The organism is Candidatus Rickettsia tasmaniensis (assembly GCF_036857515.1).
Taxonomy (GTDB): domain Bacteria; phylum Pseudomonadota; class Alphaproteobacteria; order Rickettsiales; family Rickettsiaceae; genus Rickettsia; species Rickettsia rickettsii.
On the sequence record NZ_JAQCNX010000060.1, the window covers coordinates 1 to 1,043 of the forward strand.

The following is a 1,043-nucleotide window of genomic DNA, read 5'->3' on the forward strand; positions in this document are numbered from 1 at the left end:
AAAAGCATTATTATGATCAACAAATAAAATTGTAATATTATTTAATTTTTTCTCGGCAATATTAATAAATTGTGTTTGGATAATTTGAGTTTCATCATTTAAAGATTCAAAAAATAATAAGCCTGATTTAGATATTATACCCTCACTCAAGGCTTTTTTAGTTAGTTTTGCTTCTAATAACTCATATTTTTGTAAGCCTATAGTACCGATAGGATTCAATATAGTCGTAAAAACTATACCTAACATTAAAGTTACAATACATGGAATAACAAGCACTTGCCAAATATGAATACCGCTAGATAACATAGCCGTTAATTCATTATTTTTTGTTAGATTTCTAAGAAAAAATAACATAGCGGTAAAACTAATTAACGAAGATACTTGACCTAGTAAATAAGGAATCTTATATAAGATAAGTCTCCAAAAAAAACTAAAAGGAACATAAATATTTTTGAACTTTTGTAAAAGATCAAAAATATTTGAGATAATTAATAGCCCGATTAAAAGAAATAATATAATCAAGAAACACTTAGAATATAATTTAGTAAGATACCAAGAAAGTGTTTTTAGATTAATCATTATAAATTCAGTGCTAATGCGAATTTAAATAAGAATTTGTGTGGTGGGGCTGGTAGGACTTGAACCTACGACCACACCGTTATGAGCGGCGTGCTCTAACCAACTGAGCTACAGCCCCTTTTCATTTGAAATTTATATAATTATTATGCAGTTAAGTCTAGTAAAATTTTTATATTTTTGAGGTATCGCAAAAAAACAGGGCAATATGGTTCAGTTTTTTCGTCATTGCGAGGAAATTACAAAGTAATTGACGAAGCAATCTCAGGAGTTTGTTGTTATTTCATGAGATTGCCACGCAGCCTATGGCTTGCAATGACGATTCGGTATCCACGCATCAACGCTTTCGCAATAATAACATCAAGTTATAAATAAAAAAAGGCCGAGTAGTAAACTCGGCCTTTTAGGATACTATATAATTAGTAAATAATTTTAGTGGTGTACAACTGTTACAGCTCTACGATTAT

1 protein-coding gene and 1 tRNA gene are annotated in these 1,043 nt (G+C 29.6%); both read right to left on the reverse strand.

The genetic code is table 11. The features are described 5' to 3' along the window. Window positions 1–579: LptF/LptG family permease (locus tag O6R16_RS07875; RefSeq protein ID WP_499680696.1), on the reverse strand; the 579-nt coding region annotated here is incomplete at its 3' end. Between the two features lie 41 nt (window positions 580–620). Continuing rightward, a tRNA-Ile gene (locus O6R16_RS07880) sits at window positions 621–697 on the reverse strand. Between the last annotated feature and the right edge of the window lie 346 nt (window positions 698–1,043).